This window comes from Streptomyces buecherae (genome assembly GCF_014295035.1).
Classification (GTDB): domain Bacteria; phylum Actinomycetota; class Actinomycetes; order Streptomycetales; family Streptomycetaceae; genus Streptomyces; species Streptomyces youssoufiensis.
The window spans coordinates 7,489,158-7,504,534 of record NZ_CP060404.1; the positions used below are offsets into that span (position 1 = coordinate 7,489,158).

Consider the following 15,377-nt stretch of genomic DNA (forward strand, 5'->3'; position numbering starts at 1 on the left):
GGCCGGGCGGCGCCCGGCGCGCCGGCGCGACGGAGGGGGCCTCGTCGCGCCGGCGCGCTCATGACCGGGCGCCCGGCCGCGGCGGCAGCCGCCGGGAGGCCGCCGCGCGCGGAGCGTCCGGGTCAGGGACGGTGTCAGCGGTGGTCGTGCTCGTGCTCGTGGCCCCGGTCATGGCCGTGCCCGCCGTGGTCGTGCACGGAGTTGGTGGCCTGGATCTGCTTCCAGGACTTGGGCTGCTTGAGGCCGGAGGGCGCGACCGACGAGGCCGACGACGGCTTCGCCGCGCGGGCGATGCCCGCCTCGTGCGCGATGGGCGCGGCCGGCTTGCTGTCGGTGTAGAGCCAGGTGTCGAAGAGCTGCGCCAGCGGCTTGCCCGAGGACTTCTCGGCGAAGTGGACGAAGTCCTTCACCGAGGCGGTGCCGTACTTGTTGACGGTCGGCCAGTCCTTGAGGATGGCGAAGAACGCGTCGTCGCCGATCTCGTTGCGCAGCGCCTGCAGGGCGATGGCGCCCCGGTCGTAGACGGCGCCGTGGAACTGGTTCTCCGGGCCCGGGTCGCCCGGCTTGACCTTCCAGAACGGGTCGTCGGCCGGGTGCTGGTCGTACGCGTACTGGGCCAGCTCCTGCGCGGTGCCCTCGCCCTCCTTCTCGGACCACAGCCACTGGCTGTAGCGCGCGAAGCCCTCGTTGACCCAGATGTCCTTCCAGTCCTTGAGGGAGACGCTGTCGCCGTACCACTGGTGCGCCAGCTCGTGGACGACGACCGAGACGTTGCTGCCCCGGTCGAACGCCTTCTTGCCGTAGAACGGGCGGGTCTGGGTCTCCAGCGCGTAACTGGCCGGCACGTTGGGCACGTAGCCGCCGACCGAGTTGAACGGGTAGGGACCGAACACGGTCTCCAGCCACTCGGTGATCTCGGTGCTGCGCTCGATGCTGGCGCGGGCCGCGCCGTCGTTGGCGCCGAGGTCCTTGCTGAACGCGTTGATGACCGGCAGGCCGGAGGCGGTGGTGTCCTTGGTGATGTCGAACTTGCCGATGGCGAGCGTGGCCAGGTAGGTGGCCTGCGGCTTGTCCGAGCGCCAGTTGTAGCGGGTCCAGCCGAGCTTCGAGGACTCCGAGAGCAGCACGCCGTTGGAGATGGCCTGGGTGCCGTCCGGGACCGAGATGGAGACGTCGTACGTCGCCTTGTCGGTGGGGTGGTCGTTGCCCGGGAACCACCACGCGGAGCCCTCGGGCTCCTGCGCGATGACGCCGCCGTCGGGCGTACGGGCCCAGGCGGTGAAGCCGTCGATCGCCAGCTCGGAGGGCTTGCCGGCGTACCGCACGACGACGGAGGTCTGCTGACCCCTGGCCAGCGGCGTGGCCGGGGTGACCACCAGCTCGTGCTTGCCCGAGGTGGTGAAGGCGGCCTTCTTGCCGCCCACGCGCACCTCGCTGACGGGCAGTCCGAAGTCCAGGTTGAAGCGCGACAGGTCCTGCTTGGCGGTGGTGACCAGCGTCGCCGTGCCCTCCAGGAGGTCGGTCTTCGGCTGGTACTTCAGGCGCAGGTCGTAGTGCGAGACGTCGTAACCGCCGTTGCCGCTCTCCGGGTAGTAGCTGTCGCCGACGCCCGGGGCACCCGGAGTGGGCTGCGCGGCCGATGCCGGGATCGCCAGCAGCAGGCAGGCGGCAGCCGCGCTCGGGGCGAGGAATCTATAGCGCACGAGTCCTCCAACTCGATCAGGCAGAAACGATCCGTCCTGGTCAGGACGAGCGATCGATGGGTCGGCTTGACCATATGGTTTTCTGATCCCGGAGGACATGTCCATGGCGCTCACTGTCACGCGATCGACATGCGCCATACGGAGGACACACCTGTCACACGTTGGCGGAACACTCCCGTCACACCGGCCGGAGCCGGCCCGTCGCCCTCTTCTGTCCGCCCGGCCACTCGCGCTACCGTCCGCCCGTGCGAAAACGAGCGCGGGGCACCCGCATCCAGTGGACGACGCTCATATTGGCGGTCGTGACCGCCCTGATGGCCTCCCTCGCGGTCCCGGCCGCCGCACACGGCGGCCGGGGCCGGGACGGCACGGTCCGTGACGGGCTGAGCCGGCCGGTCTACTCCTACGCCGACGCGATACGCGAGTCCGTGTGGGTGGACACCGGTCTCGACCTGGACCGTGACGGCAGACCCGACCGGGTGGCGGCCGACATCGTGCGCCCGAGCGAACCCGCCCGCAGGGGCGGCAAGGTGCCCGTCGTCATGGACGCGAGCCCCTACTACTCCTGCTGCGGGCGCGGCAACGAGCCGCAGAAGAAGACCTACGACAGCGCGGGCAGGCCCGTGCAGTTCCCGCTGCACTACGACAACTACTTCGTGCCGCGCGGCTACGCGGCCGTCCTGGTGGACCTCGCCGGCACCAACCGCTCCGACGGCTGCGTCGACGTCGGCGGCCGGTCCGACATCATCTCGGCCAAGGCCGTCGTGCAGTGGCTGAACGGCCAGGGCACCGCGTACACCACCCGTACCGGCAACACCAGGGCCACCGCGAGTTGGAGCACCGGGGCCACCGGCATGATCGGCAAGAGCTACGACGGCACGGTCGCCAACGGCGTCGCCGCCACCGGCGTGCCGGGCCTGAAGACCATCGTGCCGATCGGCGCCATCTCCTCCTGGTACGACTACTACTTCGCCAAGGGCGCCCCGTACCACAGCGGTGGCCCCGACGGCCTGGCCCGCGGCATCGAGAGCCCGGAGGCCGCGGCCCGCTGCGGCGCCGTCAAGAACGAGCTGGTCCGCGGCGCCCCGCGCACCGGTGACTGGACGCCGATGTGGGCCGAGCGCGACTACGTGCCCGACGCGGGCAAGGTCAAGGCCAGCGTCTTCGCCGTGCACGGCGGGCAGGACCTCAACGTCCGCATGAACCACCTCGGTCAGTGGTGGGACAAGCTCGCCGCGGCCGGTGTCGAGCGCAAGATCTGGCTGACCCAGGCCGGCCACGTGGACCCGTTCGACATCCGCCGCGCGCAGTGGGTGGACGTCGTGCACCGCTGGTTCGACCACTACCTGTTGGGCGTCGACAACGGCGTCGAGCGCGAGCCGATGGCCGACATCGAGCGCGAGGTGGACCGGTGGACGACGGACGCGACCTGGCCCGCGCCCGGCACCCAGGCGACCACGCTGCGCCCGCGCAACGGCACCACCCCCGGCGTGGGCACCCTCGGCACCGAGCCCGCGGCGGCGGGCAGCACCGAGACGTTCACCGACGACCCGCGCCAGAGCGAGGCCGACTGGGCCGCGCGCGCCGACCAGGCGACCGCCGCCAAGGTCGCGTTCACCACCCGGCCGCTCGCCAGGGACCTGCGCGTCTCCGGCTCGGCGAAGGTCCGGGTCACCGCGACGCCCAGCACCCGCACCGCGCACCTGTCGGCCATCCTGGTGGACCTGGGCCCGGACACCATCCGCAACTACACCGGCTCCGGCGAGGGCATCTCCAACCTCACCACCCGTAGTTGCTGGGGCGAGAGCCGGCCGGGCGACAGCGCCTGCTTCCTGGACACCAGGGCCGACACCCGCGCCGTGGACTACACCATCTTCAGCCGGGGGTGGGCGGACCTCGGCAACTACGCCGACGACCACGTGGGCCGGCCGCTCACCCCGGGCCGGGCGCACACCATCACCCTCGACCTGGCCGCCAGCGACCACGTGGTCAAGGCCGGGCACCGGCTCGCGCTGATCGTGGCCGGCACCGACCGCGGCCTGATCAGCGCCCCGAACAGCCAGCCGCGCCTCACCCTCGACCTGACCCGCACCAGCGCCGAGATTCCGCTGGTCGGCGGCGCGCCGGCGCTCGTGCAACGCCCGGCGCACGAGCCGGCGCCCGGCGCGAGCGCCCCGCTCACCTCGGTTCCCGAGCCCGGCCCCATCGACCGGCGGCCGGCGGGCCCCGCCATCCGGTCGATCGGCTGGTAACGGGCCCTTACCCGGCGTAACCCCAGGCCGCCGGTGGCGAGTCGACCCGCCACCGGCGGCCTGGGCCATCGAAAATCGGCAGGAGTGCGTTCGCCGGTTGGGGGTAGCGGGCAGAGGAATCACTTGTTAGTTGCTCCATGAAAGAAGGTCGACGCGTGGCGGAGAACACTCACGAGAAGGGCGGCGGAGGCGACCCGGCAGTGCCGGCCAGCATGCCCGGCAGCCCTCACCAGACGACGCCGCCACGGACCGACCGCGTGGTCTTCGGCGTGACGGCCGCCCTCACGCTCGCGTTCGTGACCTGGGGCGCGATCGCCACCGACGGGCTCAAGGACGTCTCGTCCGACCTCCTCACCGACCTGATCCACCACGGTGGTTGGGCGTTCATGCTCGCCGCGTCCGGTTTCGTGGTCTTCGCGCTGTGGCTGGCGATGAGCCGCTACGGCAAGATCACGCTCGGTAAGGAGGGCGAGGAGCCCGAGTTCCGCACGGTCTCCTGGGTCGCGATGATGTTCAGCGCCGGCATGGGCATCGGCCTGATGTTCTACGGCGTCAGCGAGCCGATGTCGCACTTCATCGACGCGCCGCCGGGCACCGACCCCAAGAACGACGCCGAGGGCATGCAGACCTCGATGGCCACCACCCTCTTCCACTGGACGCTGCACCCGTGGGCCATCTACGCGGTGGTGGGCCTGGCCATCGCGTACAGCACCTTCCGGCGCGGGCGGCGGCAGACCATAAGCGCCGTGTTCACGCCACTGATCGGCAAGCACCACGCCAACGGCACGGCCGGCCGGATCATCGACATCCTGGCCATCTTCGCCACGCTCTTCGGCTCCGCCGCCTCGCTGGGCCTGGGCGCGGTGCAGATCGGCAGCGGCATGGAGAAGCTGGGCTGGAAGAGCAGCGTGGGCACGGGGCTGCTCGTCACCATCATCGCGGTGCTCACCGTCGCGTTCATCGCCTCGGCGGTCTCCGGCATCGCCAAGGGCATCCAGTGGCTGTCGAACATCAACATGGTGCTGGCGCTGTCGCTGGCCGTCTTCGTCTTCGTGGCCGGCCCCACCATCGTCATCCTCGACATGCTGCCCACCTCCATGGGCGCCTACCTGGGTGACCTGCCGCAGTTGGTCGGCCGCACCGAGGCCACCGGCGGCCAGTCCGTCGCCGACTGGCTGGGCTCCTGGACGGTCTTCTACTGGGCGTGGTGGATCTCCTGGACGCCGTTCGTCGGCATGTTCATCGCCCGCATCAGCCGGGGGCGCACCATCCGGCAGTTCGTCGGCGGCGTGATCCTGGTGCCCAGCACCGTGTCGCTGCTCTGGTTCGCCGTCTTCGGCAGCTCCGCGATGAAGCTCCAGGCCGCCGACAAGCTGGGCGCCGACTCCTCGCCCGAGGGCCGGCTGTTCGAGGTGCTTGAGCAGTACCCGATCGCGACCGTCACCAGCATCCTGGTGATGATCCTGGTCGGCATCTTCTTCGTCTCCGGCGCCGACGCCGCCTCCATCGTGATGGGCACGCTCTCGCAGAAGGGCTCCTTCGAACCCACCCGACTCGTCGTCATCTTCTGGGGCGTGGTGACCGGCGCCGTGGCGGCCATCATGCTGATGGTCGGCGAGGGCGACTCGGACGTACTGACCGGCCTGCAGAACCTCACCATCCTGGTGGCCGCGCCCTTCGTGCTGGTCATGGTCGGCATGTGCGTGGCGCTCCTGCGCGACCTGCGGCGCGACCCGCTGATCGTGCGGGGCGAGAAGGGTGAGGAGGCCGTGGAGATGGCCGTCATCGCCGGACACGAGCGGTACGCGGGCGACTTCGAGCTCCAGATCGTGCCCGGGTCCGGAGCCACGGCCGTGGAGGAAGAGGACATCACGCCCGTGGGCAAGGCGTAACACCCGCCGGCCGGTCGGCCGCCCCGCCCGCCCGTACGGGCACGCACGACCGAGGGGCCTCGCGCGGTGCGCGAGGCCCCTCGCCTGCTGTCCTCGCCTGTTGTTCGCCTTGCCTGTCGTCCGCGCGGCCGATCAGCCGCTCAGCGCGCGCACCGGGCCGCGGCTCGTGGCGGCGGCTCGCGCCGCGCTCGGCAGCGGGCGCCGGGAGGCCGTACGCCGCCGTGCCGGCGGGCCATCGGAGGTGACCGACCGGAAGGCCACCGCGAGCGCCTCGCGCCAGTGTCGGGGCGGCGTCAACCCGGCCTCCTCCCACCGGTCGTGGCCCAGCACGCTCCACGCCGGGCGCGGCGCCACCGTGCCCAGGCTGGCCCCGTCCACCGGAAGCACTCGGTCCGGATCGGCACCGCTGAGCCGGAACACCTCCCGGGCCAGGTCGTACCAGGTGGTGCGGCCCCCACAGGTGGCGTGGAAGATGCCCGCCGCCTGGGACGCGGGCAACCGGCCGAGCGCGAGCAGCCGGCCGGCGACGTCCCGGGTCCAGGTGGGCTGCCCGTGCTGGTCGTGCGCGACGGCCAGGGTGGCATCGCCCGTCGCGGCCCGGGCGGCCATGGAGCGGATGAAGTTGGGGCCGTACGCCCCGTACAGCCACGCCGTGCGCACCACGGTGCCGGTGCGCGGCAGCTCCTCCAGCACGGCGCGCTCGCCGGCCAGCCGGGTGCGCCCGTAGGCGGTGCGCGGGGCGGGGCGCGAGGTCTCGTCGTACGGGTTGGTGGCCCGGCCGGGGAAGACGGCGTCGGACGAGACGTGCAGCAGCCGGGCGCCGCTCGCGGCGCAGGCCCGGGCCAGGCCGCGCACCGCGTCGCCGTTGACCCGCAACGCCTCGGCCTCGCGCGTCTCGGCGGCGTCCGCGTCGGTCCACGCCGCGCAGTTGACGACGATCGCGGGCCTGGTGCGCCGCACGGCCCTGGCCACCGCGTCGGTGTCGGTCAGGTCCAGGTCGGCGTGGGTGAGCGGGAGGGCGGGGACGGACGCTGCGGCAAGCCGGGCGCGCAGCTCGCGACCGAGCATGCCGCCGGCTCCGGTGATCAACCAGCCGTTCATCGGACTGCCTCCAGGTGTGCGCGCGTCTCCCGCCGCCGCCACGAGCGGTGGGAGCGGTGCCCGTCGATGGTCGCGGCGAGCCCGTCGGCGCGGGAGTGCCGGGGCGCGAGGCCGAGTTCGGTGCGGATCTCCGTCTCGTCCAGCGCGTAGCGCGGTCCGGAGGCCCGGAGGCCGGCGGCGTCCTTCGACCGGTCCGAGCCGGCGTCGAGCAGGTCCGCCCGGCCGGACGCGGGGCTGCGGGAGTCGAGAACGGTGGCGGCCGACGCGTCGCCACGGCCTCGCGGGCCGAGCGGTGAGCGGACGAAGGGGAAGCCGGCGAAGAGGGAGCCGACGGCGCCGGCTTCCTGGGTGACGAGGATGCTCATGGGAGTTCCGGGGGTCGGGGGCGTGGGGACGGGGTGGAGGGGCGACGGGGCGGCGCGCGGAGGTGGAGGGGCGGGCCGTGCGCGGATCGCCTGTCGGTGGTGCGGCGTTGGCGGGCCCGTGGCTCCTGGGGCTCAGGGGTGGTGGCTGGTCCCGCTCACCGCGAGGTCGGGCGGCGGGGGCAGTGGCGCGCGGCAGGGTGGGACGTGGGCGCGAGGCCGGTAGAGGGGCCCGGTGGCGCCGAGTTGGGGTGTACGACCTGAGGGTGTTGTTGAGCGGTGAGGCACGTGGTTAGCTTAGGCTTACCTAAGTAGGTGCTCGCCCTGTTGGGTGTGTGACCTCACCCACAACCGTCCTTCTATGTGCCCCTCTCGCGTACGACGTGCCGTTCGCCCCGCGCCACCGCCGGGGCGAGGGCAGGTGATGAGGGGCGCGGAAACGCAGGTTGCCGATGTGTGTCCGGTTCGTCGGTCGCTCCCACCGTGGTTCGCCGCTCCCAACGGCCGCGCCGTTTCGGGCCTGTCGCGTCGTGCGCGAACCGACGGCCGGCGGCGGGAGCGGCCGATGAGCGCGCGCCCGACCCCGATGACGGCGACCCCCAGGGGCGTGCTCGCCGCCCGCCGCGCCACCCACCGCTCCGCAACGGGCGCCCCGCCGCCGCACGCTGACACCCCCTCGCACGCCTTCGCCGTCGGCCCGCGCTCCGCGCCGCCGCCCCGTACGGACAGTCGGCGCCTGCTCGCGCTCGCCGCGCGCCTGGCCGCCGCCGTCGACGCGACGGCGCGGGAGGCGGCGGTGGCGAGGTTCTGGGCCGAGGTGGAGGCGGTGGGCGCCCCGCTGGTCGAGCCCGTCGACCGCGACCCCCACCACCGGAACGTCACCTTCGTATGGCGCGACGCCGACGCCCGCGCGGTGCTGCTGTGCGCCGACTGGTCGCCCGGCCCGGCCGGGGCGACCGGGCGGATGCGCCGCCTGCCGGGCACCGACGTCTGGTACCTGTCCCGCCACCTGCGCGCCGACCACCGCGGCACCTACCGCATCGCCCGGTACGGCGCCACGGACCCCGATCCCGGGCCCGCCGGGCTGGCCGCGCGCGCCGTACCCGACCCGCTCAACCTCCGCCCCATACCCGGGCGTCGGTACGCGCGGCCCGGCTCGGTCGTCGAGCTGCCGCACGCCCCCGCCCCGCCCTGGGCCGACGCCCCGGACGACGTACCCTCCGGCAGCTTGCGGCGGCACCGGCTCGGCAGCCGCGCCCTCGCCGTCGAGCGCGACGTGTGGGTGTACGAGCCGCCGGGGCCGCTGCCCGAGGAGACCGACGTGGTGGTGCTGCTCGACGGCGACATGTGGTTCGGCCAACTCGGCTTCGGGTCCGTGCTCGACCGACTCATCGCCGTCGGCCTGCTGCCTCCGCTGGTCGTACTCGCGCCACACTCCCGGGACCGAGCGGACGAGGCCAGCCGGCCCCGGGAGTGCGGCGGCCAGGACGCCCACGTCACCTTCCTGGCAACGGAGTTGCTGCCGTGGGCCGCCGCCCGCTGGCCGATCACCTACGACCCGGCCCGCACCGTCGTCGCCGGCCAGGGGCTCGGCGGTGTGAGCGCGCTGTACGCCGGCTACGCCGCGCCCATGCGGTTCGGCAACGTGCTGGCCCAGTCCGCCGCGCTGCCCTGGCACCCGGCGGGCGAGCCCGAGGCGGACGCGGACCCGGTGCCCTGGATCACGCGCCGGTACGCCGACGGCGCCCCACGCGAGCTGCGACTCCACCTCGACGTCGGGCTGTACGAGGGGCGGCTGCTGGAACTCACCCGTGGCCTACGGGCGGCGCTGCGAGCCCGGGACTACCCGGTGACGGGCACCGAGTTCAGCGGCGGCCACGACTACGCCTGCTGGCGGGGCGCCCTCGCCGACGGGCTGATCACCCTGCTCGGCGCCCGCCCCCGCTGACCCATCGGGCCCGCGCCGCCGCGACCGGCGGGCGCCCGCGCCTCGGGCGCCGCGCCTCGACGGCGCGGCCCGGCCCGCCCCGTGCGGCGGGCCCCGCCGGCCCCGCGCCGGCCCCACGATCGTGCTCCCCGCGAGCCCGGCGGTCCCAAGGCCCTGCCGTCGGACTCGCGGGGGGCACCCCCGCACCCGCGTCGGCGGACACGGGGCGCCCGGCCCGGCGCCCCGGCGCGCGGCTACGCCGTCGCCAGCGCCGCCGCCTCGCGGGCGCAGCCCCAGGCCACGGTGACGCCCGCGCCGCCGTGCCCGTAGTTGTGCACGCACCGCGCGCCGCCGGGCAACTCCTCCACCGCGAGTCGCACGCGCGGGCGCGCGGGCCGCAGCCCCACCCGGTGGTCGACCACGCGCGCCCCGGCCAACTCCGGCCGGGCCCGGGTGCAGCGCGCCACGATCGCCTCGGCCGTCGCGGGGTCGGGCCGCAGCTCCCAGGCGTGCGCCCGGGCCGTGCCCCCGAGCACCACCCCGTACGGCTGCGGCAGCACGTACAGCGTCTCCGCCGCCACCGGGTCGGCCGCCACCAGCCACTCGTCGAGCCCCGGGTTCTCCACCACCACGACCTGCCCCTGCACCGGGTGCACCTCGGGGTCGGGCACCAACTCCCGGGCGCCGAGCCCCGAGCAGTTCACCACCACCGGCGCCCGTCGCCCCGCCTCCGTGAGCGAGGCCAGCGCCCGGCGCTCCACCGTGCCGCCGGCCGCGACCAGCCGCCGCTCCAGGTACCGCAGGTGGGTGGGCATGTCGATCAGCGGCACGCGGGCCCGCAGGCCGGTGGCGTACCCCGCCGGCAACTCGGCCGGCGCGGCCGGGCGCAGCCCCGGTACCTCGTCCGCCCACGCCCCGAGGCCGGCACGGCCCAGGCCGGCGTGGGTGCCGTCGGCGAACCGCACACCCGTCTCGCCCGGGTCGGCGGCCAGGGCGGTCAGCTCGGCCAGGGAGGCCACCGACCAGCGGCCCGCGGCCTCCGCCGGCTCGATGCGGTACGGCCACCACAGCCCGCCCGCCACCGCCGACGTCGTCTCAGCCGCCGGGTCCCGACTCCACACGGACACCCCGAACCCACCCTCCGCCAACGTAACGGCGCAGGTCAGGCCGATGACCCCGGAGCCCACCACGATCACGTCGCGCACCATGCTCACCATGCGCGGACGCTATCCGCTCGCCGCGCCCCACGCGAGCCCCCACCCGTGACTCGGCTCCCCGCGCGGCCGGCCCGTCGCGCGGCGTGGCGGCGTGGCGGATATCGGCGAGCGTCCCGCCGCACCCCGCCGTTAGGATCTCCGCCTGATGACTGCCACCCTCGTTGCCAAGAACCTCGCTGCCGGGCACGGCGACCGCACCCTGTTCTCCGGGCTCGACCTCGTCGTGGGCCCCGGCGACACCATCGGCCTGGTCGGCGCCAACGGAGCGGGGAAGTCCACCCTGCTGCGCCTCCTCGCGGGGCTGGCCGAGCCCGCGGAGGGAAGCGTCACGCTCAGCCCGCCGCACGGCACCATCGGCTACCTGCCGCAGGAGCACGAGCGGCGGCGTACCGGCGGCTCCGATCCGGCCACCGGCGCCGAGACCGTACGCGACTTCCTCGCCCGCCGCACCGGGGTCGCCGCCGCGCAGGCCGCGCTGGACGCCGCCACCGAGGCGCTGGCGGCCGAGCGCCCGGGCGCCGACGACGCGTACGCCACCGCGTGGGAGCGCTGGCTCGCGCTCGGCTGCGCCGACCTGGACGAGCGGGCCGAGAGCGTCACCGCCGGGCTCGGCCTCGCGGTCGGCCTCGACCGGCCGATGACCGCACTCTCCGGCGGCCAGGCGGCCCGCGCCGGACTCGCCTCGTTGCTGCTCAGCCGGTACGACGTGTTCCTGCTCGACGAGCCCACCAACGACCTGGACCTCGACGGCCTGGGCCGCCTGGAGGACTTCGTCCGCGGGCTGCGCGCCGGCACCGTCCTGGTCAGTCACGACCGCGAGTTCCTGGCCCGCACGGTCGACAAGGTCCTCGAACTCGACGTCGTCCAGCAGCGGTTCACCCTCTTCGGCGGCGGCTACACCGCCTACCTGGAGGAGCGCGAGACCGCGCGCCGGCACGCCAGGGAGCGGTACGAGCAGTACGCGCAGACCCGCGCCGGCCTGGAGGAGCGGGCCCGCACGCAGCGCGCCTGGATGGACAAGGGCGTGCGCAACGCGCGCCGCAAGGCCACCGACGGCGACAAGCTGCTGCGCAACGCGCGCATCGAGAGCACCGAGAAGCAGGCGGCCAAGGCCCGGCAGACCGAACGACTCCTTGAGCGGCTCGACGAGGTGGAGGAGCCGCGCAAGGAGTGGGAGCTGCGCATGGAGATCGCCGCCGCGCCCCGCTCGGGCTCGGTGGTGGCCACCCTGCGCGGGGCCCGCGTGCGGCGCGGAGGCTTCACCTTCGGCCCGGTGGACCTCCAGATCGACTGGGCGGACCGGGTGGCCATCGTCGGGGCCAACGGCTCCGGCAAGAGCACCCTGCTCGCCACCCTCCTCGGCCGGCTGCCGCTGGACGAGGGACACGCCTCCCTGGGCTCCGGCGTGATCGTCGGCGAGGTGGACCAGGCCCGCGCCCAACTCTTCGACGACGGTCCCGACCCGGCCGACGCCCATGACCGACCGGACCAGACCGCCGGCGCGGACCGGACCGCCGGTACGGGGCAGGCCGCAGCCGTGGGGCATGCCGAGGCCGTGGGCGACGGGGCGCGGCCGGGGCGCTCGCGCGCCGCGGACACCCGTACCGGATCGCTCCTGGACACCTTCGGCGCCGTCGCCACCGAACTGGAGCCGGCCGAGGTGCGCACGCTGCTGGCCAAGTTCGGGCTCAAGGCCGACCACGTGCTGCGCCCGGCGCACACCCTCTCGCCGGGCGAGCGCACCCGCGCCGCCCTGGCCCTGCTCCAGGCCAGGGGCGTGAACCTGCTCGTGCTCGACGAGCCGACCAACCATCTGGACCTGCCCGCCATCGAGCAACTGGAGTCGGCGCTCGCCTCCTACAACGGCACCCTGCTGCTGGTCACCCACGACCGCCGGATGCTGGACGCCGTGCACACCACGCGCCGCGTCGAGGTGGCCGACGGGCAGGTCAGCGAGGTCTGACGGCGGGCCGCGCCATAGCCCGGGCCGAAGCGTCAGCCCCGGGCCCGGGTGTCGCTCCGGGCCGGGGCGGCGACGCGGCCCGGGCACCCGGCTCGGCGCGCCCGGATCGGCGGCAGGGGGCTCATTCCGGCCAGGGTGAGTTCTCGATGACGGTGACGAAGTCGCCGCGCTGGAAGCCGGGCACGAAGTGCGCGAGCACGTCGGCCTTCACGTTGCCGAACGTGGTCTCCGGCTTGGGCGCGATGCCCTCGGTGAACGCCGCCAGGATGCGCCGCTTGAAGTCCGGGCGCGGGTGCAGCGCGGTGATCTCGGCACGGTCGTCCGTGCTGACGCGCTCGTAGTCGAGGCCCAGCACGTCGTACTCCACCCCCGCGGTGACCAGCGCGACCTCGGGTTCCATGAACTCCGGCACGCCGGGCGTGGTGTGCAGGGCGATGGCCGTCCACACCCGGCGTACGGCGTCCTCGGGCACCGCGCGGGAGCGCAGGAACCTCGCGGCTTCCTCCGCCCCGTCCACCTCGAAGCGCCGCCCGCTGGTACGGAACTCCTCGTTCAGGCCCAGGTCGTGGAACATGGCGCCGACGTAGAGCAGCTCGGGGTCGCACTCCAGGCCCCGTTCGCGGCCCAACAGGCTGCCGAACAGGAACACCCGGCGGGAGTGGTGGTAGATCAGGTCGGAGGTCACCGTGCGCACCAGGTCGGTGGCCTCCCTGGCGAGCGCGCTGTCGGGCACGGCGATCCCCGCGACGTGCGATGCGTCGGGCATGGCTGGTCTCCTCGTCCTCGGTTCTGTGGTCATCCCGCCGACCGGTCGCCGGCTCGGTCCTCAACCCTGCCCGGCACGGACGCCCGTCGCAGGCGGCCGGTCGGTCAGCCCCGGGCCACGGCCCGGCGCCGACCGGCGGCCCGCGTCGCCTGGCGGCCGGCGAACGGCCAGCGGCGGCGGGCGGAACGCGCCGGCACCAGTGAACCAGCGCGCCCCGCCCGCGTCACCGCACGACCCCGCCCCCGCGCGCCCGCGCCACCCGGGCGTACGACGGCCGGCGCCCCCGCCTACGGCGCCTCGGCCGCCGCAGACGCCGCAGACGCCTCGGACGTGTCGGGCTCCTCGGGTGTGTCGGACGCCTCCAGCAGGTCGTACACCTCGTCGGCCGCCGTCTCGCGCAGCGCGGTGTCCACGAACAGCCAGCGCGTGACGCCGATCGACTGGAGGAAGGCCAGGTCGTGGCTGGCGATCAGCAGGGCGCCCTGGAAGGAGTCAAGGGCGCCGCTCAGATGGCGCACGCTGGCCAGGTCGAGGTTGTTGGTCGGCTCGTCCAGCATCAGCAACTGCGGGGCCGGCGCGGCGAGCATCGTCGCGGCCAGCGCGGCCCGGAAGCGCTCCCCGCCGGACAGGGTCCCGGCCGGCTGCGCGGCACGCGCGCCCCTGAACAGGAACCGCGCGAGCTGCGAGCGGATCTCCTGGTCGCTGACGCCCAGGGCCATCCGGGCCACGTTCTGCGCGATGCTCAACTCCTCGTCCAGCACGTCGAGCCGCTGGGGCAGGAAGCGCAGCGGCACGTGCGCCGTGGCCTCGCCCGACAGCGCCGGCAGCGTCCCGGCGATGGTACGGAGCAGGGTCGTCTTGCCGGCGCCGTTGCGCCCGACGAGCGCGATCCGCTCGGGTCCGTGCACGTGCAGGTCACCCTCGCGCAGCCGGCCGTACCGGGGCCGCAGCGCGCGCAGGCTCAGGACCGTGCGGCCGGCCGGCACGGCGGTGTGCGGCAGGCTGACCCGGATCTCGGCGTCGTTACGGAGCGCGTCCGCCGCCTCCTCGCGCCGCTCGCGCGCCTCGCTGAGCCGCTCCTCGTGCACGCCCCGGAGCTTGTCCGCCGACTCCTGCGCGGAGCGCTTGCGCTCTCCCGCGACGATCCGGGGCGCGCGCCGCTGGGCGTCCATCTTCTTGCTGTGCCGCTCGCGGCGGGCCACCTTGATCTGCGTCTCCTCCAACTCGCGCTTCTGCTTGCGCACCTGCGCCTCGGCCGCCCGCAGGGTGCGCTCGGCGGCCTCCTGCTGGGTGGCGAGCGCCTGCTCGTACTGGGCCCAGTTGCCCCCGTACCAGGTCACCGACCCGGAGCGCAGCTCGGCGATGCGGTCCACGCGCGCCAACAGGTCGCGGTCGTGGCTGACGATCACCAGCACACCGGAGCGCCAGGAGTCGACCGCGTCGTAGAGCCGGCGCCGGGCGAACAGGTCCAGGTTGTTGGTCGGCTCGTCGAGGAGCAGGATGTCGGGGCGCTCGATGAGCAGCGCGGCCAACCGGAGCAGCACGGTCTCCCCGCCGGACAACTGGCCCACCGTACGGTCGAGTTCGATGTCGCCGAGGCCGAGCGGGCCCAGCGTCGCCTGGGTCCGCTCCTCGATGTCCCAGTCGTCGCCGATCGTGTCGAAGTGCTCCTCGCGCGCGTCACCCGACTCGATGGCGCGCAGCGCGGCGCGCCGCTCGGCGATGCCCAGCGCCTGGTCGACGCGCAGCTCCGTGTCGAGGGTGATGTTCTGCGGCAGGTAGGCGAGGCTGCCACGCAGGGCCACCGAGCCGCTGGCCGGGCTCAGTTGGCCGGCCAGCAGCCGCAGCAGCGTGGACTTGCCGGTGCCGTTGCCGCCGACCAGCCCGGTGCGGCCCCGGCCGACGGTGAAGGAGAGCCCGTCGAAGACCGGCGTCCCGTCCGGCCACCGGAACGTCAGGGCCGAGCAGGTCACGGCGGCGGGGGAGGAGTGGGAGGAAGCGGAGGAAGCGGGGTAAGGAGAATGAGCCATGGTGATCTCGCAGTCACAAGTGCAGGAACGGGGGCTTCGTATGCGAGCACCACGCGGCGACCGGGCCGGAACCGGAAGGGGGGAGCGCGGCCGTCCGACGGGTCGGGACGGCTCGGGCACCGAGGTCGCATCCGCGCGGACCACGGGCGGCGAGAGAGCCAGCT

General features: G+C 74.2%; 10 protein-coding genes. 4 read left to right on the forward strand and 6 right to left on the reverse strand.

The annotated features are described in order from the left end of the window. Window positions 1-134: 134 nt before the first annotated feature. Entirely contained in the window at window positions 135-1,703 is a 1,569-nt protein-coding gene (locus tag H7H31_RS29955) for a M1 family metallopeptidase (protein ID WP_187061041.1), read from the reverse strand. A 314-nt stretch (window positions 1,704-2,017) separates the two neighbouring features. Here H7H31_RS29955 and H7H31_RS29960 point away from each other — a divergent pair, with 314 nt between their 5' ends. Further along, complete coding sequence (locus tag H7H31_RS29960; protein WP_187061044.1) at window positions 2,018-3,955, forward strand: Xaa-Pro dipeptidyl-peptidase; 1,938 nt, start codon at window positions 2,018-2,020, stop codon at window positions 3,953-3,955. 212 nt (window positions 3,956-4,167) lie between these two features. Continuing rightward, a complete protein-coding gene (locus H7H31_RS29965) occupies window positions 4,168-5,847 on the forward strand; it encodes a BCCT family transporter (RefSeq protein WP_232110390.1) in 1,680 nt (559 codons plus the stop codon). A gap of 132 nt (window positions 5,848-5,979) precedes the next feature. On the opposite strand, the gene rfbD is transcribed toward H7H31_RS29965, so the two are convergent. Both rfbD and H7H31_RS29975 read right to left on the reverse strand, forming a co-directional pair. Continuing rightward, entirely contained in the window at window positions 5,980-6,948 is a 969-nt protein-coding gene (gene rfbD / locus H7H31_RS29970; protein ID WP_187061043.1) for a dTDP-4-dehydrorhamnose reductase, read from the reverse strand. Further along, complete coding sequence (locus tag H7H31_RS29975) at window positions 6,945-7,313, reverse strand: hypothetical protein (protein WP_187118165.1); 369 nt, start codon at window positions 7,311-7,313, stop codon at window positions 6,945-6,947. The genes rfbD and H7H31_RS29975 overlap by 4 nt, the downstream gene beginning before the upstream one ends. A gap of 562 nt (window positions 7,314-7,875) precedes the next feature. Between H7H31_RS29975 and H7H31_RS29980 the strand changes: the two genes are divergently transcribed. Further along, window positions 7,876-9,258 (forward strand): alpha/beta hydrolase-fold protein, encoded by a 1,383-nt coding sequence (locus H7H31_RS29980; RefSeq protein WP_187061920.1) that lies wholly within the window; start codon window positions 7,876-7,878, stop codon window positions 9,256-9,258. 233 nt (window positions 9,259-9,491) lie between these two features. Here H7H31_RS29980 and H7H31_RS29985 read toward each other — a convergent pair whose 3' ends face one another. After that, window positions 9,492-10,445 carry an NAD(P)/FAD-dependent oxidoreductase gene (locus tag H7H31_RS29985; RefSeq protein ID WP_187061926.1) on the reverse strand — a complete coding sequence of 318 codons (954 nt, stop codon included), beginning with the start codon at window positions 10,443-10,445 and terminating at the stop codon, window positions 9,492-9,494. Between the two features lie 154 nt (window positions 10,446-10,599). Here H7H31_RS29985 and H7H31_RS29990 point away from each other — a divergent pair, with 154 nt between their 5' ends. Beyond that, on the forward strand, window positions 10,600-12,417 hold the full coding sequence (locus tag H7H31_RS29990) for an ABC-F family ATP-binding cassette domain-containing protein (RefSeq protein WP_187061921.1): 1,818 nt from the start codon (window positions 10,600-10,602) through the stop codon (window positions 12,415-12,417). 121 nt (window positions 12,418-12,538) lie between these two features. Here H7H31_RS29990 and H7H31_RS29995 read toward each other — a convergent pair whose 3' ends face one another. Then, window positions 12,539-13,183, reverse strand: a complete 645-nt coding sequence (locus H7H31_RS29995) for an HD domain-containing protein (RefSeq protein WP_187061922.1) — start codon at window positions 13,181-13,183, stop codon at window positions 12,539-12,541. 287 nt (window positions 13,184-13,470) lie between these two features. Further along, on the reverse strand, window positions 13,471-15,213 hold the full coding sequence (locus tag H7H31_RS30000; RefSeq protein WP_187061923.1) for an ABC-F family ATP-binding cassette domain-containing protein: 1,743 nt from the start codon (window positions 15,211-15,213) through the stop codon (window positions 13,471-13,473). Between the last annotated feature and the right edge of the window lie 164 nt (window positions 15,214-15,377).